This is a genomic window from Pedobacter riviphilus, from assembly GCF_014692875.1.
Classification (GTDB): domain Bacteria; phylum Bacteroidota; class Bacteroidia; order Sphingobacteriales; family Sphingobacteriaceae; genus Pedobacter; species Pedobacter riviphilus.
Window position 1 is genome coordinate 4548576 of sequence record NZ_CP061171.1, and the last position, 22220, is coordinate 4570795.

19 protein-coding genes are annotated in these 22220 nt (G+C 38.2%); 7 read left to right on the forward strand and 12 right to left on the reverse strand.

The features are described from left to right. Nucleotides 1–61: 61 nt before the first annotated feature. A complete protein-coding gene (locus H9N25_RS18655) occupies nt 62–2146 on the reverse strand; it encodes a peptidylprolyl isomerase (protein WP_190326845.1) in 2085 nt (694 codons plus the stop codon). Nucleotides 2147–2507: 361 nt separating this feature from the next. Between H9N25_RS18655 and H9N25_RS18660 the strand changes: the two genes are divergently transcribed. After that, nucleotides 2508–2825 (forward strand): hypothetical protein, encoded by a 318-nt coding sequence (locus H9N25_RS18660; RefSeq protein WP_190326846.1) that lies wholly within the window; start codon nt 2508–2510, stop codon nt 2823–2825. A 30-nt stretch (nt 2826–2855) separates the two neighbouring features. Here the strand turns inward: H9N25_RS18660 and H9N25_RS18665 are convergent, their stop codons facing one another. The 7 genes from H9N25_RS18665 to H9N25_RS18695 all read right to left on the reverse strand — a co-directional run bounded on the left by H9N25_RS18665 (nt 2856) and on the right by H9N25_RS18695 (nt 12873). Beyond that, complete coding sequence (locus H9N25_RS18665) at nt 2856–3422, reverse strand: LptA/OstA family protein (protein ID WP_190326847.1); 567 nt, start codon at nt 3420–3422, stop codon at nt 2856–2858. Beyond that, nucleotides 3422–4735, reverse strand: coding sequence for a porin family protein (locus H9N25_RS18670; protein WP_190326848.1), 1314 nt, complete (start codon nt 4733–4735; stop codon nt 3422–3424). The genes H9N25_RS18665 and H9N25_RS18670 overlap by 1 nt, the downstream gene beginning before the upstream one ends. Further along, nucleotides 4716–5450, reverse strand: coding sequence for a type III pantothenate kinase (locus H9N25_RS18675; protein ID WP_190326849.1), 735 nt, complete (start codon nt 5448–5450; stop codon nt 4716–4718). The genes H9N25_RS18670 and H9N25_RS18675 overlap by 20 nt, the downstream gene beginning before the upstream one ends. Nucleotides 5451–5605: 155 nt before the next feature. Further along, the gene (locus H9N25_RS18680; RefSeq protein WP_167295631.1) at nt 5606–6586 is read right to left on the reverse strand and encodes a DUF6427 family protein; all 981 of its coding nucleotides are present in this window, start codon (nt 6584–6586) and stop codon (nt 5606–5608) included. 954 nt (nt 6587–7540) lie between these two features. After that, nucleotides 7541–8542: a glycosyltransferase family protein gene (locus tag H9N25_RS18685; protein ID WP_190326850.1), complete on the reverse strand. Its 1002-nt coding sequence runs from the start codon at nt 8540–8542 to the stop codon at nt 7541–7543. 20 nt (nt 8543–8562) lie between these two features. Continuing rightward, the gene (locus H9N25_RS18690; protein WP_167295633.1) at nt 8563–9417 is read right to left on the reverse strand and encodes a UDP-2,3-diacylglucosamine diphosphatase; all 855 of its coding nucleotides are present in this window, start codon (nt 9415–9417) and stop codon (nt 8563–8565) included. A gap of 960 nt (nt 9418–10377) precedes the next feature. Next, nucleotides 10378–12873: a YfhO family protein gene (locus tag H9N25_RS18695; RefSeq protein ID WP_190326851.1), complete on the reverse strand. Its 2496-nt coding sequence runs from the start codon at nt 12871–12873 to the stop codon at nt 10378–10380. A gap of 129 nt (nt 12874–13002) precedes the next feature. Here H9N25_RS18695 and H9N25_RS18700 point away from each other — a divergent pair, with 129 nt between their 5' ends. The 5 genes from H9N25_RS18700 (at nt 13003) to H9N25_RS18720 (ending at nt 17139) form a co-directional block, all read left to right on the forward strand. Then, on the forward strand, nt 13003–14088 hold the full coding sequence (locus tag H9N25_RS18700; RefSeq protein ID WP_190326852.1) for an alginate lyase family protein: 1086 nt from the start codon (nt 13003–13005) through the stop codon (nt 14086–14088). 62 nt (nt 14089–14150) lie between these two features. Next, the gene (locus tag H9N25_RS18705) at nt 14151–14657 is read left to right on the forward strand and encodes a GbsR/MarR family transcriptional regulator (RefSeq protein ID WP_167295636.1); all 507 of its coding nucleotides are present in this window, start codon (nt 14151–14153) and stop codon (nt 14655–14657) included. A gap of 220 nt (nt 14658–14877) precedes the next feature. Then, nucleotides 14878–15693: a DUF393 domain-containing protein gene (locus H9N25_RS18710; protein ID WP_190326853.1), complete on the forward strand. Its 816-nt coding sequence runs from the start codon at nt 14878–14880 to the stop codon at nt 15691–15693. 5 nt (nt 15694–15698) lie between these two features. Next, entirely contained in the window at nt 15699–16664 is a 966-nt protein-coding gene (locus H9N25_RS18715) for a TIGR01777 family oxidoreductase (RefSeq protein ID WP_190326854.1), read from the forward strand. 25 nt (nt 16665–16689) lie between these two features. Further along, nucleotides 16690–17139 (forward strand): SRPBCC family protein, encoded by a 450-nt coding sequence (locus H9N25_RS18720; protein ID WP_190326855.1) that lies wholly within the window; start codon nt 16690–16692, stop codon nt 17137–17139. A 68-nt stretch (nt 17140–17207) separates the two neighbouring features. On the opposite strand, the gene H9N25_RS18725 is transcribed toward H9N25_RS18720, so the two are convergent. The 4 genes from H9N25_RS18725 to uvrB form a co-directional block, all read right to left on the reverse strand. Beyond that, the gene (locus H9N25_RS18725) at nt 17208–17456 is read right to left on the reverse strand and encodes a DUF4834 family protein (protein WP_029278588.1); all 249 of its coding nucleotides are present in this window, start codon (nt 17454–17456) and stop codon (nt 17208–17210) included. A gap of 124 nt (nt 17457–17580) precedes the next feature. Further along, nucleotides 17581–17778: a YwbE family protein gene (locus tag H9N25_RS18730; RefSeq protein ID WP_090497912.1), complete on the reverse strand. Its 198-nt coding sequence runs from the start codon at nt 17776–17778 to the stop codon at nt 17581–17583. Nucleotides 17779–17834: 56 nt separating this feature from the next. Further along, on the reverse strand, nt 17835–19127 hold the full coding sequence (locus tag H9N25_RS18735; protein ID WP_190326856.1) for a DUF3472 domain-containing protein: 1293 nt from the start codon (nt 19125–19127) through the stop codon (nt 17835–17837). Nucleotides 19128–19204: 77 nt separating this feature from the next. Beyond that, on the reverse strand, nt 19205–21247 hold the full coding sequence (uvrB, locus tag H9N25_RS18740; RefSeq protein WP_330221053.1) for an excinuclease ABC subunit UvrB: 2043 nt from the start codon (nt 21245–21247) through the stop codon (nt 19205–19207). Between the two features lie 266 nt (nt 21248–21513). Here uvrB and H9N25_RS18745 point away from each other — a divergent pair, with 266 nt between their 5' ends. After that, on the forward strand, nt 21514–21951 hold the full coding sequence (locus H9N25_RS18745; RefSeq protein ID WP_223833778.1) for a DUF4143 domain-containing protein: 438 nt from the start codon (nt 21514–21516) through the stop codon (nt 21949–21951). Nucleotides 21952–22220 lie beyond the last annotated feature (269 nt).

The following is a 22220-nucleotide window of genomic DNA, read 5'->3' on the forward strand; positions in this document are numbered from 1 at the left end:
TTAAATAAAAAAACCGTTCCGACTAATCATCGGAACGGTTACAAAATTACGGAATTTCTAATTAATAGAATTTCACACGATTGTCTTTTATCTTGGCATTTTCCTGTAGAGCCTGGAAAGCCGATCCCAATGAACGCTGTCCTAAACTTAACATCATGCTTTCTTTTTGTTTGAACATATTGGCAATCGGTGCAGGGTTTGTAAACCCATCAACTGAAAATACATAAACACCGCGTTCACCCTGAACAGGAGCAGATACTTTACCTGGCTGTGAACCGAAAACGCTTCCTACCAAAGCATTTTCTTGTGCCACGCCTGGAATTACCGGATTAGCAAATACAACATTCTGAACAGGATTAACCGGACGTGCAACTTTAGCTGCAACCTGATCAATACTTCCCTTACCGGCGTTAGCCAATTTTTCTTTCAATTGTTTTGCTTTAACGGCATTAATTACCATTGGCTCAATTTCTTTCTTCACATCAGCTAATGATAAAATACCTTTCGGGCTGATTGTAGTTAAACGGGCCACAACATAAGCATTGCTCATGGTATAAATTTCTGGCAATACATCACCTTTGTCGGCGGCATAAGCATCCTGGATTAATTTACGTGGATTATCCAATCCAGCTGCAAATCCTTGGGTTGATGCAACCTTATCAGCAACAGCCACTTTTAATCCTTTTTGTGCAGCAAATTTGTTAAAATCGTTACCTTTTACTTCGGTTAAGAAATTACTTGCGGCTTTATAAGCAGCTGCCTGAGTTTTGCTACTGGCTGCCAATGCTTTTTCTACATAAGCCAATTTAGCTACTTTAGAAGAACCGATCTGTTTTTCGATTTTAAGAATATGGTAGCCAAACTGAGATTTTACTATTTTAATATCTCCTGCTTTACCATCAAAAGCAGCATTTTCAAATTCAGGAACCATTGCACCACGTGCGAAAGTACCCAATTCACCACCTTTATCTTTCGAACCATCTACACTGTAGTTTTTAGCCAGTTCGGCAAAATTGCCACCTTTTAAAATTAATCCTTTTAATGAATCTGCCAATTTAACGGCCTTATCATCGCCACCCACTTTAGCAGGGTCGATTAAAATATGGCTTGCTTTTACTGAATCAGGTGAAATACGGGTAGACACTACTTTTACAATTTTGTATGAGTTACCGCTTAATTTAGGACCATAAAAGCTGCCTGCAGGTAAAGAAAATACAGCTGAATCAACCGCAGGATCTAATTTACCTTTTGTGATATAAGTAAAGGGAACTTTTACGTCTGAATTAATGGCTGCAAAAAGCGAATCGTTTTTAGCTACCTGGAAATCAGCAGCAATTTTATCTACCTGAGCTTTGATTGCTAATGAATCCGCTTTGGTTGGGCTGATACTGAAAGTAACGTATTCGAAAGCACGTGTTTCTTGTGGATTGTTGAAACGTGCTTTATTCTGATCATAATATTCCGAATAGTCAGCATCAGTTAATTTAACTGACTTATCAGGAATTGAAGCATAATCCAAACTTACATATTTAAAGTTGGCCAGTTTGTTACGGTTATTATATTCATCTGTAGCTTCTAAAGAGGTTACATAAACCGAGTTACGGATTAAGTTAGAATATTTGGTTTGTAATGCCTGGTTTTTAATTTCTTCCTGTAACATATTAGATTGCTGCAAAGCCTGAGGTTCTTTCGATTTTAGAAAGTTCATCAAGGTAGCACGGTCTAACTGTCCTGTTTGCGGGTTAGAGAAATATTGTTTAATAAGGGGGCTAGGGTTTTGACCTTGTAATAAATCTACCAATTCGTCTTCCGAAACGGTTAAACCTAAACGATCATATTCTTTAGTTAACAAAACTTTTGCCAACTCTGCATTCCATGCCTGATCAACAGCCATAGCAGTCATCTGTGCATTTGCACTACCGCCATATTGTTGTTTCATTTGGTTTACTCCTTGATCAACCTTTGGTCCGAATTCATCAATATTGATATCCTTACCATCAATAGATCCTACAACTTTTTGATTTGCCGACCAAAAAGGTTTACCCACGTTAATTGCATCACCTACTAAAAATGCAACAATTGCAAAACCGATGGCAAAAACTAGAATATAGCCTGCACGGTTACGCAAAAATGTCATTAATCCCATATTGTAATTATAAATTTATTTAGTTCTTTTTTAAGAGGGCGCAAGATACAAATTTGCCTCAAAAAAGAAAACACAAAATTTTATTTATCAAGTGTTTAATTTTTAAGCAAATAGAAGAAGAAACTTTTGGTGCCTAGAATTAAGCTGGCATCAGATTTTTAATGAATTCTGCTATCAAATTGAGACAATATACTTCAAGGGATATTTATTATTTTTTTTATATTATTAGATTAATCCTTTGTATAAGTACCGAGCTAACCAATTGGTTAATAAATATATGAGTATATATAAAAAAGGATTTGCTAATACGGCTTTGCATGACTAATTTAGAATAATCTATTTTTAACTTAAAGCTTTAAAGATGAAAAAATTAACCTTAAAACCAAATGCCTTTAACAAAGGTGAAGTGCTAACACGAGAGCAGCTAAAAAGAGTAATGGGTGGTGGTACATGTCAAGTATTTTTGCCTAATACTCCATCAGGAGGAACTAATTGGGGAGGAACAAGTTGGGGCGGGCCAAACGGCACTCCTTACAGCGGCTCAATTGTACACGGAACTAACGGAACTGTAATCTCAGGCGTTTCGTCTGCCGATGCTCAACGAGCTGTTTCAAATGGCGGACACTGGTGTTGTGATAGCTGTGGTTCAGCTCCTTGGGCATTACCGACCCCGGTTTAATGATCAAATAGAGATTAATTCGAAGGGTAATTATAAACTACCTTTCGAATTAATTTCTCCGCTACCGGGGCCCATCTCATATGTACTAAAATCTTGAGGAGCTTTAAAATCCTTTGCCCTGGTGAAGTCACCGTTGACACTCAAAATATCGACCATTTGGTTGGAATAAAAAATCTTCTTCGATTCGTCCCAAATTAATTCTTGTGATGAAAAAGTATCGCCCTTACTATTTTTTACCACCACGTTTTTCCTGAATTCGGTTTTAAGCTCATTGTCTCTCCTAATGGCGTAATCGCACACCAGGTTTCCATCAATAGTTCCATTCTGGTTATAAAAGTCTATGTTCACCCCTTTAATCATTTCCTGATAAGCACTCCCGTTGCTAGGTGTAACTTTATCCAATATCGGGGCATAGCCTTTAGCCTTAATTCTGGCCGAATCGCTATAGGTAATATCGACACCGATGGTCCGATCTCTGCTTAAAATAACTTTATTAGGTGAAACTGAATTGGCATTTTTTAGATCGTCGTCTCCACAGGAAGCCAGAAAAAAAGGCAACACCAGAAACAGACCATATAAAAATGTCTTTAAATTCATTAGTCTACGCGGTACTTACGGAACCAGGTATCATTCAAGGTAAAGCCTAAGTGGAAGTTGATATATTTCTCTTTAACAAGATTATTGTTTAAAGTTCCTCTTTGTCCGAGTTCTGTTGTAAAATTGATTTTATAAAATGCAGTACCGCCATTAGCAGTAGGTAGCGGGAAGCCGAAACCTAGCGATGCCCCCATTTGTTTGATATTCTGGTTACCGATCTTGATATAGGTTTTATCATAGTTAAAACCTATGCGGTAATCTACACGTTTCATGTAACTGTTGTAAGAAAATGCATCTGGAGTCCACTGGCCACCTAACGAAGCGCCCCAGCTATCTTGCAAACCTTGGTTTACGTTATTGATACTTGTTGCAGACCATTTGCCCATTCTAAAATCAGCGCCGATCATCCACTTATCATTTTGTTGGATGGCGATACCAAAATTGTGGGTTAATGGTAAAGTAAGGTTAGATTTTCCGTTATTCACAATATTTAACGTATCGGCTGCAGTGTTTTCGTTACCACTTTGATCTCTTGTGTATAACGTAGCAAAAGAAGTTTGTGTTGAATTTATCTTTCCAGAGGTACTTCCAGAGTAGCCCAAGGTCATAATTGTTTTCTTGCCGATATTAAAATCGTACTGGATACCATAAGAATAATTGATGCCACCAACGCTGTTTTTATTTTGAAGTTTAGCGTTATAAGCTCCTACAGATTGAAATTCGGTAGCCCTTGTCGTTTGGAGGTTACCAAAAATATATTCTAAGTTACCGCCAATTCTTAAATGATCGCCAAAACGATAGCCATAACCCAAGTAAGCTTTTGACAAACCACCTTCGCCTTCATAAAGCTGGTCCAAAGTGGTTGTATCAACTTTGGTCGTGCTTCTGTAAGAATAACCAAGATCTGAATAAGGTAAAATACCAAAACTCAGGGCTGATCTCCTGGTAACGGGAGCTGCAAATGCCAAATGGCTAAAAGTAGAGTTAAAACTCGTTTCGCTTAAATTATTCCGCGAAAGATTAGTTAAACCTGCACTCATACCCACATCAATAGTAGTTAAAGTTATTCCAGCATAAGAAGCAGGATTTTGCATATTGATATAATTGAACCCTGTTACTTTTCCTACTGCGGTAGAAATCCCACCCATTGCTCTAAGCTGGGGCAACAAAGATCCTTTTATATTTCCAAGTCCATATCTTGAATATGGCGATGAAGTGGTAACCTGTGCCTGAGCACTTAAACCACAAACTAGAACGAGTATGGCTGCAATATAATTTATTCTTTTGTACATTTTAATCTGCAATAGCTTCATTTAATCCTTTTAATACTAAGTAAGGATCTTTTATAATTTGAGGCGCAAAGATGCTGTTTTGTAATTGTTTATACAAAAAATTAGCATCCCCTCCTGTTATAATTACCTTCAGAGCACTTTCTTTTTTATTATTTAGGGCAATAAAGCCTTCAATTTCGTTTATTATTCCCTGCAAAACGCCGTTTTTTATTGCCGATTGTGTATCAGTACCTTCTACAATATCTTCATTTGCATCCCACTCCACCAATGGCAAACGGCCAGTAAATTCATGTACAGCCTTAAAACGCATTTTAATTCCCGGACTTATACTCCCCCCAAAATATTCCTTCGAGCTACTTAAAACATCGTAGGTAATACAGGTACCCGCATCAACTACTAAACTTGCATTTGCTGGATGCAGGCCATTTGCCCCCAAAATAGCAGCCCACCGATCTAATCCCAAAGTAACCGGCGTTTTATATCTATTTTGTACGCCATTCGTTAACATGGTTGAAAAACGGATATATTCGGTATGCTTTTTTAAAAATACTTCTAGTGGCCCAATCTCCTGGTTAACACTACTGATGATAGATTTTGCAGGCGAAAACTTCTCAATCAATTGAGCCAGGTCAAGTATCCCAATTTTATTGAAACGCTGATGATGAACAATTTCTCTATTTGCAAAAACAGCAACCTTAACAGCAGAATTTCCAATATCAATGCTTAACCTACGCATTTAAAATCTCCCGCTGCAAATAATATGTTCTTAGAAATTCCAGTGACTCCATTTTTTATCCATCTTGATTAAAACTAAAAAAGCTTTAATTCTAAAATCATGCACAAAGCTATTAATCTTTGTCAAGTTTCGTTCTAGTTATTTGTTAAAAAAGGTTAAACAAACAGAAAATACTGTATCGAAAGCACAAATAAAACGAACAATGTTTCGTAAAACCAACGTTTTTTGGCATTACTAAAATAGTACGCCAACAGTACCGATCCTGGTGGTACACAGAGCAAAAAATGCCAGGTCCTGAAATCGGGTTTAAGATAAAAACTAGCTGCAGAAACAATAAACATGAAAAACAGCAGCTGAAAACTCTTCCTTGTACTGATAAAACTCCTAAAGAAATTTTCGCGGAGCTGTAGTGATGCCAGTATAATAATTACCGTTACCGGGATGAGCACCAGGTAATCGTTATAGTTGATTTTAAACACTGAGGGGAACTTATTGCCTAATGGCTTCCATATCTGATAAAACGAGCTTAAATTATCTTTCCAATAATAAAATACAGCCAAAAAAAAGAAAACCGTTATAAAGCCAATTAAACCCGCTACCCATTCGCGCCAATTAAACGACCTAAAAAGCAATAGCGCTAAAAAGATCATGAGCAACATGGCCATAAATGGAAAGTAGATCAATGTTCCAACCCCTATAATCATCCCGATATCGAAAACAGTAGTAATAGCGTTAGCACTTTTACCCAGTTTTAAAAACTTATCTATAATCCAGATCAACAGAAAGTTGCATAATAATGCCGGACTTAGAATCATAAAAGGCATAAATAGGCTTGTTCCTGTTATAAACATCAATCCCGGCAGGAAACTGGGTTTGGCCAATAAATTATGGTTGTTTACAACCCGGTTGAAAATTAAAGCCTGTACATAAACCAAAAGTGCAGCGATAAAAATATTAGTGTATGGCGTAAAGGCGTCGTCTAAATTGATATTGATCAGCAATCGGGCAAATGGCTCCAAAAAATCAAAGTTCAGCTTATCGTGCGTTTCATGAAAAATGGCAATACGCAGAAAGAACGTGTACGCCAGCAAGAATACGAGGTTAATTGGATTTAGCTTTCTAAACTGATTAATCATGCCTTTTTAAAGAGTAGGCAAAGTAAAGAAAATAATTTAATAGTAGCAGAAGAAAGACTAAAGCAGGGAATGCATATTGTTGTCTCTCTCATAAAGTTTTGTCAGTCTGTCCAAAGGACTCCTACGGAGAGCGGAGTTGAAGACCATTTGGTAAATAAAAAAGTAGAAAAGCTGATGACGGGAGTTCTGTTCTTTTTTAGGAAAGCAGGTTCCTGTTCTTATCGGTTCCGACAGTCCTGCCATCCGCTTTACCTCTCTGCGTTCGGTGCCCGCTCCTGCCAGGTTTAGATTACGCAGTACTGTGCCACGGATTAGAATAAAACTAAGACTAAAGCAGGGAATGCATATTGTCGTCTCTCTCATAAAGTTTTGTCAGTCTGTCCAAAGGACTCCTACGGAGAGCGGAGTTGAAGACCATTTGGCAAATAAAAAAGTAGAAAAGCTGATGAGGGGAGTTTTGTTCTTCCTTAGGAAAGCAAGTTCCTGTTCGTATCGCTTCCGATAGTCCTGCCATCCGCTTTACCTCTCTGCGTTCGGTGCCCGCTCCTGTCAGGTTTAGATTACACAGTACTGTGCCACGGATTAGAATAAGCCTAAGACTAAAGCAGGGATGTATTAGTTCTCTATCTTATAAAGTTTTATCAGTCTGTCCAAAGGACTCCTACGGAGAGCGGAGTCGAAGACCATTTGGTAAAAAAAAGTAGAAAAGCTAATAAGGGGAGTTCTGTTCTTCTTTAGGAAAGCAGGTTCCTGTTTATGTCTGTTCCGATAGTCCTGCCATCCGCTTTACCTCTCTGCGTTCGGTGCCCGCTCCTGTCAGGTTTAGATTACACAGTACTGTGCCACGGATTAGAATAAGACTAAAAATCAACCAGGTAACTCAATTAATCTTAGAGATCATTCGACTCTATTCGGGATGATAAATCATGAGCGAATTGACTTTGGACTGGAGATTTAAGACTCAGGACTAACCCTCGCGTATCTCTTCACCATATCATCAATGATTTGGGCCGTTTCGTCCGGAAAATTAAACTCATGCTGTTGAGGATTTTCTACCCAGTTTTTAATAATCGGCAACCAGTTTCTGGTACTTCCCCAAATTACAGGCAAACCAAATTGTTTTAAAGCGTAGGCATTACATTGCTGCTCAAATTGGAAACGCATAGGTGCAACCAAAAGTTTTTTCTTTAAGTAAAGTGCTTCTGCAGGTCCTTCGAAACCGCCGCCGGTAAATAAACCTTCGCAGGTAGCCAGGCTTTTATTAAATTTTTCATTGTTAACAGGCTCTACAAAAACATTCCCATCCCGGTAGGCAACTTTACTGTGTTTAGAAAAAACCTGCCACGTAACATCAGGTAGCTGAGTAAAAAGTTTGACCAAACGTTTATCGTCAATGGCTGGAAGATAGACGGTATAATGGCCTAAGTTTTCACTTTTCAGGTTTCGGATCTCCGCCCTGATTACCGGGGTATGAATAAAAGTATCGTAACGGTCGAAATGAAAGCCAATATGGTAATTGGTAGGTGCATAGCGGCTCAAAATAAGCTTTCCCCAATCTAAAGTTCTCGGACGGGGTACTTTTTTAGATTTAAACGCCGCCTGATGGCTCAAGGAAACACATTCTATGCCCTGTAGTTTACAGGCCCAGGCACTTACAGGTTCAAAATCGTTAACGATTAAGTTGTAATCTTTCAACGGCAGCTGCTTCATATCTTTTCTAAAGCGGAAAAGATTCATGTTCAACCATGTTTTAAAATGGTCTACACCACCTTTTTTCCCAAAGATAAAACTGAAACCATGCAATTGGTATTTTACGGGCTGACTGAGCTTCACGTCGGCTTGCGTTCCACTTACTAAAATATCCAATTCACCATATTTTTGTAGCAAAGGAATAATTTCCCTCGCCCTACTGATATGACCATTACCTGTTCCCTGTATTGCGTAAAGTATCTTCATTTATGCCCGAATATCTAAAATTATTGGGCAATTTCATATTTTATATTCTGTAAAAGAATATTTATATCGAGTTTACTTTTTAAATCCTCTGCGTCAGAAAGGATTCCTTCATCCAATTCATCCTTCGTAAAATGCTGATGTTCGTACTTAAACACCGTCCAGCTTTTGTTTTCGTACTCTAAAGCGGTTAAACTTTCTACCCAATCCCCACTGTTCAGGTAAACTACTTTTCCCTCTTCAGTGGCAATTTCGCGCTGTTCAGCCTGATGAATATGACCACAAACGACATACTGATAACCTTTTTCGATAGCCAGTTCTGCTGCTGTTTGTTCAAAACTGTTGATGAACTTAACGGCATCTTTAAACTTAGCTTTGATTTTTTTCGAAAAACTCATCTTCTCTCTTCCAAATGCTGTAAGTACCCAGTTTACAAAACTATTAATGAGGATCAGCGTATCGTAGCCAACTGCGCCAAGTTTAGCCAGCCATTTAGAATGCTGCATGGTAACATCAAAAACATCTCCGTGAAAAAACCATGCTTTTTTACCATCCAGTTCTAAGATTAATTTGTTCTGAAGGTGGAAAGTCCCCATTTCCATGCCATCGAATTTGCGGAGCATTTCATCATGATTTCCCGTGAGGTAGTGAACCTGAACACCTTCCGACACGAATTTCATCAGTTTACGGATCACTTTCATGTGCGATTCGGGCCAATAACTTTTGCTAAACTGCCAGATATCAATGATATCGCCGTTTAAAATCAACGTTTTTGGCTTTATACTCTTAAGGTATTTTAAAAGTTCTTTTGCATGGCAACCGTAGGTGCCTAAATGTACATCGGATATTACGACTACATCGACATTTCTTTTATCCATAAACGGGAAATTTTAGGGGGGAAGAATCTTATTACCGCTCGATTAAAGCAGTTCAGAGATAAATTAGCTGTGTTACCACTCCTCTTCCTCATCGAGTTTTACCTCAAAGGGGCTAAAGAAATAAAGTACAACAATTAATAAGCATACGGCAAAGAATGACTCCAACATATCATCTGATTTACATTACAAAGATAAGACGCTGTATATCAAACAAATGTTACGACATTGTTAAATTATTATTCCATTTGATAAAGAATGTTAAAATGACATTCGAAGGGGCTGTTTGGTTCAATAGTTCATTAGTCATTGGTTCATTGCCCACCGTCATCATCGCTGAGATGGTCCGCAAAGCGGAATACAGTAAGATATTAGTGTCTGTTAGCAAAAGGCCTAAAATAGTATTCTTAAGCACAGCGCTATTTCCATTCTTCATAGCCATTCCGTAAGGCCAAAGCACTGTTTTCCGTTCCGCTTTTAAACCGGCATGGTCAATTTTTTGGCAGGCACAGTTCAGGCCTATCCACTGGCTTTAATAAAAAAAATGCGAGCCGGTAGTTTTGTTTCTTTTGCTATCAAAAGAAAGAAGGCCCCGCGGCTAGCGGTTAAGCAAAATCCATTCCATCACCTATTTTACATTTTCTCTAGTTAAAAGGTCCTTCGACTACGCTCAGGATGACACGTGGGGTGAAATCGACTTTGGATTATTGAATAAAGACTTAAGGCTGATTGTACTTTATAGATCCTGAAACAAGTTCAGGAGGACGATCGCAAGTGTGAACACTCAGAATCACAGATACGCAGTGAATTCATCTTAAAGGTCCCCTTCGACAGGCTCAGGATGACAAACCGTGGCGACATTCCGTGTTTCTGTGTTTCCGTGGCAAGAAATCATTTGCAACCGGCAACAAAAAACCCCACAAGATCAAAATCCTGTGGGGTATAAATCTATTTAAAGAAATATTAAGCTTTAGCTGCTTTCTTTTTCTTCTTTTCTTCTGAATAAAATCCAAAGCCCAATCCGGCAAGCAACAAGATCGATCCTGCCAAAGAGATTTTCTCTCCAGTATAATACGATGTTGGGTGGAAAATAAACTCAAGTTTATGGTTACCTGCCTCTAATTGCGCTGCACGTAAAACGTAATCGGCCCTAAAGTATGGCTTTTCAACACCATCAATATACATTTTCCAGCCTTTATCATAATATATTTCTGAAAATACTGCAATTACATCTTTAGCGGTTGAATATTCGTAGGTTAAGTGATCAGGATTATAATTAGTTAATTTAATAAAACCTTCCTGGCCAGTTCCCAAACGTTTGGTATCGATCGAATTTTTGAAACTTTCATCAACAATGGCCTCCTTTTTAGCGTCAAAACTGCTAATGGCCTTCATTTCTTCATCAGCATTTTTGGCAAATTGAACACTTTGTACAAACCAGGCATTACCAGCAGCCGTTGCGTTACGCTGCATTTTATACGATCCGTTTTGAGGATCTTGTGTAATGATGTACTTGGTATTTAACATATCCAATACATCCTGATTAATGCTTTTGGTCATTTGGTTATCTACCAGCTCCTGAAAACGTTTTAACCTTGCCGAGTGGAAACCACCTACTGTCTTATGGAAATATGAAGTTTCTGCACTTTTAAACGGATCGCCTAATGACATATCAAAGACCCTGAAATTTGGATCTTTATCCGCTGCAATAAAATTATCTACATCTCTTGGCTGATAGTGATTGTCCAGATCGGATTTGCTTACAAAATTCTGGTTGTTTAAATATCTACGATCTACCTGCCATAAATCAATCAGTACAAACAAAGCCAATAAACCAAAAGCCAATTGCATGTTCATCTTTTTGGTAATGAAAGCCCAGGTAATACCAAAACCTACTGCAATAAACAATAGCGAACGTAAAGCATCTGCACGGGCTAAAGCTACACGATCAGCAACTATGCCATTTAAAATCTGCATCGCCGCAGCGCGGTTATTTTGTAAGGCTTGTGTTAAAGCATCTAAAATCTGTGGTTGATTAGCCTGCGTAAAGCTGAAAAACGCAGTTGGGATCACGGCAATGATCAATGCAAAACCGCCGGTTATACCTGCAGACCATGTTAACCGCTGTACCAAATATTTTTGATCGTATTTACCATCCTGTGCTTCCTTAATGGCCAATACCGCTAATAAAGGAACCAAGAACCCAACAACTGCTAGAATAGATTCAACTGCCCTGAATTTGTTGTAACCTGGTAGGTAATCAAAAAAGATATCTGAGATAAATGGCAGGTTTTGTCCGAATGATAAAAACAACAACAAAACACTGGTTCCCAAGATCCACCATTTCCAACGGTGTTTTACTATAAACAAACCGAAAACGAACAAGAAACAAATGATTGCTCCAAAATAATAAGGACCGGATGTACCTGGTTTATTACCCCAATACTGGTTAGTGCCCAAATTCTGTGCAACATAACCAATGGCCTGACGTGGATCTACACCCTGAAGATTTTTCTCTACAGCTTTATAGGTATTGCTTTCAGGTTTGATCATTTCATCAATACTGCTAGCACCGCCATAAATATTCGGGATCAGGAAAGAGAAACTCTCGCCAACACCCTGGCTCCATTGGTAAGCGTACTCTTTATCCAAACCATTTGCAGGTTCAGCCTTATCGGTTGTTAAATTAGATTTACCACGGATAGTTTCTTTGCCATACTCGTAAGTGGTCCACAAAGTACCCGCGTTTACGAGTACTGATAAGAAAATACCGGCAACGATATAAGCGATCGATTTACCAAATGTTTGAAGCTGTTTTGCCTTAATGGCATGGTAAAGCTCGATACAGCCTAAAATAAACAAGGCTATAAATAAATAATAGGTCATTTGGATGTGGTTCGAACGGATCTCCAAGGCCATAAACAGTGCCAGTAAACTCCCTCCAACCAAATATCTTCCTCTTAAGATGAGGATGATGGCCGCTAAAATAGGAGCGAAGAAACCAATGGCCAAAGCTTTATTACTGTGCCCTGCAGCTATAATGATGAAATTATAGGAGGTAAATGCAAAGGCAATAGCACCCGCAGCTGCCAGCCATGGATTTATTTTCAATACACAGAACAATAAATACGCACCCAAAAGATATAATAAAACCGTACCCACTGGATCAGGAAATACGCCTTTAATTACATCAATACCATAAGTGGTAATATTAAGCGGATATTGTACCCAGATCTGATAAGCGGGCATACCGCCAAACATCTGATTAGTCCAAAGTGGTCCTTTGCCATCTTTAGCCTTAATATCCATAATTTCTTTCTGCATGGCTTTGGCCTGTAAAACATCGCCTTGTTGTGGTGCCTTACCTTGCAAAACAGGACTGAAGTAGGCAAAAGTGATGACTACAAAAAATGCAATAATGGCTAAGTGAATGCCATTTTTATTAAACCAGTTATTCATTAAGGTTTGTTTAAGTTTAAACGAACGTCAAAAATAAAAAATTGGGCGGTATAAAAAAGTAATAAATTAAATGCATGCTGAATAAAAAATTAGATTTGTAGCAAAGAATAAAAATTCAACCTATTTATTATGAGAAAGTTTGTCGTTACAACCGCTCTTGCTTTATTATCTTTTTCTTCGTTTTCGCAAATTGTAAGTTTAAATACCAATGAAATTAAAAAGCTGAAAAGCCAGATCAAAAATGATGAGGAAACCAAAAAGCTATACCTGGGCTTTGAAAAATCGACATTAAATTATCTAAACGAACAACCCAACCCAATTGATACCATCAGAACCGAAGGATTGTTAAAGGGTAATCCAAAAAAAGAGAAAACCAGATTAGCCCTGGCAGATATGAACAAAATGTTTGCGCTGGCTTTACAATACAAAATTACCAGTGACCAAAAATATTTAAACAAATGTGTAGAATTTCTTGGCGCATGGGCCAAAATCAATAAACCAAATGGCGATCCTATTGACGATACCAATCTGGATAAAGCCATTGAAGCTTACGACCTGATTAAAAAAGATATTTCAACAACCGATAAAAAACAGATTGAACAATGGCTTACTGAAACAGCCTGGGCTGAAATTAACAGCAAACGCATGAAAGCAGGGAGAGCCACTGCCATTAATAACTGGAATGCACACCGCTTAAAAGAAGTTGGCGAAATCGGTTACACCTTAAACAATCAGGATTTTATTAAGTGGACCATCGGCAATTTAAAAAGCCACATCAATATCAATCTATATGCTGACGGAACAAGTTTGGATTTTAAAGAGCGCGATGCCATGCATTATCACATTTACGATCTTGAACCCATGCTAAAGTTGGCCATTATGATCGACAGAGCGAAGGGCCCAAATTTTTATACTTACGAGTCGCCTAAAGGATCTTCGATCAAAAAATCTGTAGAATGGTTGATCCCATACATCAATGGTGAAAAACAACACGAAGAATATGTGCATACTACCGTTAAATTCGACCGCGACCGAGCAAAGAACAATGAGCCTGGATTTGCTCCTGGGACGATGTTTAAACCAGATTTGGCTTTGCCCGTATTAAAGCTGTCTGTTTATTTCGATAGGGCACAGGTTGAACTGTTAAAAAAAGTAAATAACAATGATGGCAACTGGCAGATGGTACTAGATGAAATACAACGAGAAAGTAAATAGCTTCCAAAACAAATAAAGTTTCAATAATTATTGAAACTTTAAAAATAAGCTTATATTTGTTTATGGAATTAGCAGCAGCGAAATTAAAATTTATTGAAGCTTGGGGCAAATTAGGCTCCGAATGGGGAATTAATCGCACGATGGCCCAGGTACATGCGTTATTACTCATTTCTCCTGAAGCGCTTACCACCGAAGAAATTATGGAAGCACTCAGTATCTCAAGGGGAAATGCCAACATGACACTCCGCGATTTAATTGGATGGGGCTTAATTGAAAAACAACATAAAGCAGGCGAGCGCAAAGAGTATTTTTTTGCCGATAAAGATGTTTGGAATATTTCCCGCCAGGTAGCTAAAGAGCGTAAAAAAAGAGAGTTAGAGCCTGTTTTAAAAGTTTTGAATGAACTGTCAACTGTAACGGGTGATGAAAAAGACCCAGAGTTTAAAACCTTTAAAAAATCGGTAAGCGATATTAACAAACTTGCCCTCAACGTAGATAAAACTTTAGAAACGATGCTTAAAGCAGAAGAGAATTGGTTCTGGGGCTCGGTTTTGAAAGTGTTTAAATAGATTTGAGAGGGGAGATGTGAGTACGAGGTATTGAGTAGCTAGATTTGAGTAGTAAGTATTGAGTATCAAGTAGTAAGTATCGAGTATTAAGACATATTCACCTTAAATGATAAACCCTAACCACTAAACGCTAAACCCAAAAAAGCCTTACCCTTAAGTTTGGCTTAATTTTTTAACCATATCTTTCATTTTTTACTGAAAGTATTAAAATTTAAATAAAATGAAAACGCTTAAGAACCATGTGATTTTATTTGACAATGAGTGCCCAATGTGTTATGCCTATACCAAAGCCTTTGTAAAAACAGGTATGTTGGCTCAAGATGGTCGTGAGGCCTACCAGGAAATGCCACAAAACATTTGCCCGCTGGTAGATAAGCAAAGGGTTGCCAATGAAATTGCACTCGTTAATACCGAAACAGGCGAAGTTACTTACGGCATCCAGAGTTTGTTCAAAATTATCGCAAACGCTATCCCCTTTTTTAAGCCTTTATTTTTGTTTAGTCCATTTGTTTACCTGATGCGTAAATTTTATGCATTTATTTCTTACAACCGTAAAGTGATTATTCCAGCTGCAGTTAAAGAAAACACAATACAGCCAACTTTTAAACTCCATTACCGCATTGCTTTTCTACTTTTAACCTGGGCTATTACTGCTTATATATTAACAGATTATGAGCATCTGCTTACCGATTTTGTACCGTTAGGTAGTAGATACCGCGAATACTTAATTTGTGGCGGCCAGCTATTTTTCCAAGGCGCAATTATTAGCTTTTATAGAAAAGAAAAGCTTTGGGATTACTTGGGGAATATGATGACCATTTCTTTCGCAGGTTCACTTTTACTCTTGCCTATTATAATTCTGGCAAAATATGTCAGCTTTCTGCCTTTATTTTTTCTGCTGTATTTTCTAATGGTTGCGGGACTGATGTTTTTAGCGCATATCCGAAGAAGTAAATTATTAAAGCTAGGTTGGTTGATGAGTGTTACCTGGGCGCTTTACCGCTTAATTGTTTTGAGTTTAATCTTAATTTTATAATGATCATGAAATACGGAAAAATTATACTGGCCGGAGGAAATGGTTATTTGGGCGGTGTATTGGCGCAATATTTTAGCAGTCTGGCTGATGAGGTGATCATTCTGGCCAGAAAACCACAAGCCAAAACGGGCAATATTAAAACGTTGGTATGGGATGGTAAAACCATAGATGAGTGGAGCCAAAGCTTGAAAGGTGCTGATCTCTTGGTTAACCTTTGCGGTAAAAATGTAAACTGCAGGTACACCGAAAAAAACAAAAAAGAAATTTTTGATTCAAGATTGATCCCCACGCATTTACTGGGCAAAGCGATTGAGGAAATGGAAAATCCACCAAAACTTTGGATCAATATTACTTCTGCCACTATATATCGTCATGCGGAAGACCATTCTCAAGATGAGTTAACAGGCGAAATCGGTGAGGGTTTTTCTATTGAAGTTTGCAAAGCCTGGGAAAATAACTTTTTTGAAACCAATACGCCCAATACCCGAAAAATAGCCCTTAGAATGGGTATTGTTTTAGGTATTAAAGATGGTGCGTTTCCTCGCTTACTTAACCTGGTCAAACTGGGCATGGGTGGTAAACAGGGCAATGGCGAACAGTATGTAAGCTGGGTGCACGAGTTAGATGCCGCAGGCAGTATTGAATGGTTACTGAACCACAATGAGATTGAAGGCATAATAAACTGTACCGCACCCGAGCCAATTAAAAACCACCTGTTTATGCACAGCATCAGAAAAGCCTATGGCATCAGCTTTGGCTTGCCTGCTCCAGCCTGGCTACTGGCCATAGGCGCAAAAATAATCGGAACGGAAACGGAACTGATTTTAAAAAGCAGGTGGGTTAAACCAGCAGTACTCCTAAATAGTGGATTTGATTTTAAATACGGAAAAATTGATGAGGCGATGAGCGCGCTAAGTGCGAAGCAGAAAGACCAAAACAAAAGGCAAGGTGCGGTGAGCAGGGTCAGATAGCAAAAAGACTAAAAGGAATAAGCATATGCCTATAATCATATTAAAAACATTGATTAATGCGCCAATCGAGCATTGCTTTGATCTATCTAGAAATATCGATCTCCACTTACAATCGATGAAAGCTTCTGGAGAAAATGCAATAGCTGGAAAAAAGACTGGTTTGATCAATTTACATGAATCGGTTACCTGGCGAGCCAAGCATTTTGGTATTCCATTCGAAATGACAAATAAGATCAGTAAAATGGAATACCCAACATTTTTTGTAGACGAGATGGTTAAAGGTCCCTTTAAAAAACTCCATCACCAACACCAGTTTAAAATAATGGGTTCTCAGACAGAAATGACCGATATTTTCGAGTTTCAGGCACCGCTTGGCTTATTAGGCTGGCTTGTAGAAAAAATATTTCTTAAAAATTATATGTTAAAGCTCATTGAGAAAAGAAATAAGGTAATCAAACTTCAAGCTGAAAGGTAAGATGTATTATAAACTAACTGCATCTTGGATTTTAATAAAAAACCCTGAAGCAAGTTCAGGGTTCAGTTTTATTTCACTTCTTCGTAGTCTACGAAGTCGCCGAGTTTATCTGTTTTACTTTGATCGGGTTTTGGAGGCATATAATCTATCGAAATAGAGCCTTCAGGTTTTGACCGTCTTTGTTGTTGCTGTCCTGTAGCCTGACTTTGCATTTTGCTGGCCAGGTTATTAAACAGCATTGGCAGAATTAACCTAATCAACATTCTGATCAGCCAAAGTACCAATATTGTGATGAAAATGAATTTTACTAATGCCATTCTTTAAATTACTGTTGTTACAAATATAGACGTCATAAAATTTATTTTGTTACTTTTTCTGCCTTTAATTGCAATTTGATTACAATATAATACGTAAATAAGCCAAAAAGGTTTTATATCCCTATTAATCTTCAACTATTTCAGCTACGCGGCCAACCTGACCATCTTCGAGCCTCACTTTTATCCCTCTGGAATGAAATGCTGATGAAGTAAGCAGATCTTTCACCACGCCATAAGTGATGTTTCCAGATCGCTGATCTTTCTTCAAAATAATTCCGACCTCTAGCCCCGGATAAATATCTTTTCTGTTTTGCCCGTCCATTGTGCTGTAATTAAGATGATGATGAAAATTTCAAAATTCCATAATTATTTTGAATGTTAAGGTAATTTACTAAAATCTATTTCAGGTTTCTTACCTGTAGTACTTCTGGTAAAGATTTTTCTTGGTGTGGTATAATCGTTAAAAAAGCCACCATTTTTTAAATAAAAGGCACCCTTATCTACTCCTCCCTGGTAATCCATCCGATATCCTTTTGCTCCTGTATTGTCGGTAGTAAAGCGCGCAGATTTTAATTCAGTCCACGTTCCTTTATCATCGCAGATCCATTGGTTATCAAAGAAAACTTTTCGCGATAGATCGCCCTGTACAGGAGAGAAATTTTCTAAAAAGGAATGGAAGCGTTTTAAATAGGTTTTAGTTTGCGGCCTGGTAAAACTGGCAATCAGTTGCCATTTATTGGTTTCAGGGGCAAAGAAATAGGCCGTATATGTGGTTAGGCTATCTTTTCCAGGTACACCATGCAACAAGAATTTATAGGTGTTTCCTGCTTTCCACATGTAGTTCAGGTAGCTCTGGCCTCCAGCACCTTCGTTACCAAATTCTCCCGTGTGTACGCCTTCGCCTTTCTTAAGCATTTTAATTTTATGCGATTCTGGAATACTTTTAGGATCGTCGGTATTGAAAGGGCTCCATACCGAAAACAGGATATGCCGTTCGGTTGGACTATTTACCTGCATACCGAAATAGCCTTCACCAAATCCGTTCGCCATAAAATAAGAACCTAAGATATCTTCGCCCTTTGGTACAGTTACTTCGTTATAATACCACGCTGCATTTACATTTTCAGGTTGCTGATAGTTCAGGTGAACCGACGGCCCGCGTCTGCCCCAATGAAAAAAGTTGCCTTCATTGTTTTTAACGTAAGCTGTTTTGCCTTCGGTAGCTGTCCCGCCAATAGATAAGGTTTCTATCGAAGGAAATCTGCCTGCACTTTTGCTTATTCCTTTAATCGTTAAGGCTATATAACCTGTATCTTTAATTGTCCACTCGCCAATTTTACCGTCAAATGGCTTGGTTTCATCGAAACTCACCTTTTTAGATTGGTTGTTGATGGCGAATTCCAGAACTGATTGCCCATCGACCAAAGGTTTATCGCTTAATGATACCGTTATGGTACCAGGTTTAGAAACTCTAAAATAGGCTGTAAAATATTCTTTCGGATCAGACCAGTTTACAATTCCCCTGTTGGATAATGTTCTTTCTGAATCCTCATGTAAAGAACTGTAGGCATTACCTCCAAGTGGGAGGGAAATGGCTGTAATATTTTGGGCATAACTTTTTAGCCCCATTACGCCGAGTACGATCAGCGTGACTAGTTTTAGGGATTTCATTTGATGATTTTTAGATAACTTATTGAACTGCAATTCTAACTCAAATTATCTAAAAATCAATCTTTAAAACCAAATCGTTACTTGCCGAATTTTTCGTTGAACATTTTCTCTAGGGCAAACATTTCATCGCGCAGTTTTGCTGCCTGTAAAAAGTCCATGTCTTTTGCTGCTTTTTGCATATCCTTACGGGTTGTATCGATTGCCCTTTGCAGCTCAGCTTTACCCATGTACTGTACAATTGGATCTGCTGCAATACTGATTTCTGCATTTTCAACGTAAGCCCTTGCTTTATTATCACTAGCTTTTTGCGAGAAATCAAGTACTGAAGTCTGTTCTAAAATGGCTTCTCTCGATTTTCCGACCGTTTTTGGGGTAATGCCATTTTCAAGGTTGTAAGCAATCTGTATATCTCTACGCCTGTTCGTTTCAGAGATGGTTTTTTCCATACTTTCCGTAATGCCATCAGCATACATAATTACACGGCCCTTATCGTTACGGGCCGCACGGCCGATGGTTTGGATGAGCGATTTTTCAGACCGTAAGAAACCTTCTTTATCTGCATCTAGAATAGCAACCAAGGTAACCTCTGGCAAATCCAAGCCTTCACGTAAAAGGTTAATGCCCACCAATACATCAAATTCTCCTAAACGTAAACCACGAAGAATTTCTACGCGTTCAAGGGTTTTAATTTCTGAGTGGATATACCTGGTTTTGATGTTTAAGCGATCAAGATATTTTGTCAATTCTTCAGCCATGCGCTTGGTTAGCGTAGTAACCAGAATACGTCCGCCATCTTTTATGGTAATGTCTATTTCATCTAAAAGATCATCAACCTGGTTAATGGCAGGCCTAATCTCTATAACAGGGTCTAATAATCCGGTTGGCCTAATTACCTGCTCCACCACCACACCTTCTGATTTTTCCAACTCATATTCGGCTGGAGTAGCGCTTACATAAATGGTTTGTGGTGCAAGGGCTTCGAATTCGTTAAAGTTCAAAGGTCGGTTATCAAGTGCAGCCGGCAAACGGAAACCATATTCAACCAAAGATAATTTCCTCGATCTATCTCCACCATACATAGCCCTAATCTGCGGAACGGTAACGTGACTTTCGTCAATTACCATTAAATAATCATCAGGAAAATAATCCAGCAAACAGAAAGGGCGCATGCCTGGCTGTCTGCCATCAAAGAAACGAGAATAGTTTTCGATACCTGAGCAATAACCTAATTCTTTCATCATTTCGATATCGAAATTGGTCCGCTCTTCTAGTCTTTTAGCTTCCAATAAGTGTCTATCGGCAATCAATTGGTTCTTACGGATTTCCAGTTCTTCCTGTATACCCCAGATCGAGGAATTAAACCTATCTTTCGGGGTAACGAAAAGGTTGGCCGGATAAATGGCCATATCTTCTAATTTTTCTATCGTTTTTCCAGAAACCGGATCAATAGAAGAAAGTTCTTCAATATCATCACCGAAAAAAGAAATGCGGTAAGCGTGATCAAGATAGGCTGGAAAAATATCTACCGTATCGCCTTTAACCCTAAAGGTTCCGCGTTTAAAGTCTGTTGTGGTTCTGGAATATAAAATCTCAACTAAGTTATGCAAAAATGCATTCCTCGAAATCCTTAAGCCCACACCAAAACGGAAAACCATCCGCGAAAAATCTTCCGGATTGCCCATACCATAAATACAGGAGATGGATGATACCACGATAATATCACGCCTACCGCTCATTAACGAAGAAGTAGTGCGTAACCGGAGTTTTTCAATCTCTTCGTTTATGCTCAAGTCTTTTTCGATATAAGTATTGCTTGATGCGATAAAAGCTTCTGGCTGATAGTAATCGTAATAAGAAACAAAATAATTCACCGAGTTTTCAGGGAAGAAATTTTTGAACTCGCCATAAAGCTGCGCTGCCAAAGTTTTATTGTGACTCAAAATCAGGGTAGGTTTTTGCGTCTGCTCAATCACATTGGCTATCGTAAATGTTTTTCCAGATCCCGTAACGCCTAATAAAGTTTGATAATGTTCGTTGGCATTTACGCCATCTACCAATTGTTTTATCGCGTTTGGCTGATCTCCGGTAGGTTGATATTCTGAGGTGATTTTAAATTTCATGGGTATATCAAACTTAGTTAAAATTGATCTTTAAATCAATTTTAATGTTCTCTCCTCCGCTTATAAAAACATAAACGGCTGGGAGGAAATATACGGTTTAAGCCGCAAAGAGTAAAACAGGCTAAAGTCAGGAAAATTAGTAATTATGCGTTTTCATCTATTATCTAAATACAATAAGCTATAAAACAAAAATTGAGCATAAGCTCTACAAAAGGATATCAATGTTGTAAATCAAAAGTTATACTTTTGATTTACAACACAAAAGCATACATTTTTTAAATGGGAACCTATTTAATGGCGAATCGTTTGCAAGATCGTTAGGCGTTAGTGCACCAACCGTTAACAGGTATCTAGATTTTTTAGAGGGAGGTTTTTTGATCAGAAGATTACAACCATGGTTTGTTAATGCAAAAAAACGTCTGGTTAAATCATCAAAAACATATACCAGAGACACAGGGATTCTTCATAGGTTATTAAATATCCCCAGCTATAGTGACTTATTTGGCCATCCAGGAATAGGAGCTTCTTGGGAAGGCTACGTAGTTGAACAGATTTATCAAATAAAAGAAAAACAAACAGAACTTTTTTTTATCGGACTCAAAGAGGGGCAGAATGCGATTTGGTTCTTGTACAGGGAATTACACCACTTGCATGTATCGAAATTAAATTATCAAATGCGCCAACAGTATCTCAAGGTTTTATAAACTGCACCAAAGATCTTGAACCAAAGTACAAATATATTATCACTCCAAAAAGCGAAACTTACCTATCTTCAAATGATATAACGGTAACAAACCTGAAGAATTTTCTATTGGATATTTTACCTCAGATACAATAAGATCCCCGTTGAAATTCAACGGGGATCTTCTCCATCGTCGTCACCCTGAATTCATTTCAGGGTCTTTATCACGTCTGAGCTATACACAATCCTTTCCACAAGCTACGATTGACAGATTCCAAGAGCGATCGTCAT